At 53.7% G+C, this 794-nt stretch carries 1 pseudogene; it reads left to right on the forward strand.

The annotated features are described in order from the left end of the window. Positions 1-773 (forward strand): annotated as a pseudogene (gene adeP / locus AC5O77_RS21740) (adenine permease AdeP); the annotation flags it as partial. Between the last annotated feature and the right edge of the window lie 21 nt (positions 774-794).

The following is a 794-nucleotide window of genomic DNA, read 5'->3' on the forward strand; positions in this document are numbered from 1 at the left end:
TCCTCGGCTTCTTCATCATCGCCATTCTGGCCTCGCGCAATATTCACGCGGCGGTGCTGGTTTCCATCGTGGTGACAACGCTGCTGGGCTGGATGCTGGGGGATGTGCACTACAACGGCATCGTTTCTGCGCCGCCGAGCGTAATGACTGTCGTGGGTCATGTAGATTTAGCCGGGTCGTTTAACCTCGGGCTGGCAGGGGTGATTTTCTCTTTCATGCTGGTCAACTTGTTTGACTCCTCCGGTACGCTGATTGGCGTGACCGATAAAGCAGGTCTGGCTGATGATAAAGGTAAATTCCCGCGCATGAAGCAGGCGCTGTATGTCGACAGCATCTCTTCCGTGACCGGTTCGTTTATCGGGACTTCTTCTGTTACGGCGTATATTGAATCTTCTTCTGGCGTTTCCGTTGGCGGTCGTACCGGTCTGACGGCAGTGGTTGTTGGTCTGCTGTTCCTGCTGGTTATCTTTCTGTCGCCGCTGGCGGGGATGGTGCCAGGCTACGCTGCAGCTGGTGCGCTGATTTACGTTGGCGTGCTGATGACTTCCAGTCTGGCACGCGTGAACTGGCAGGATCTTACTGAATCTGTTCCGGCGTTTATTACCGCCGTGATGATGCCGTTCAGCTTCTCGATTACCGAAGGTATTGCGCTGGGCTTTATCTCCTACTGCGTGATGAAAATCGGTACCGGACGGCTGCGTGATCTAAGCCCGTGCGTAATCATCGTTGCGCTGCTGTTTATCCTGAAGATTGTGTTTATCGACGCGCACTAAAATCGATATCGCGTTATAATC

The sequence above is a fragment of the Stenotrophomonas sp. INTA L402-1 genome (assembly GCF_059295135.1).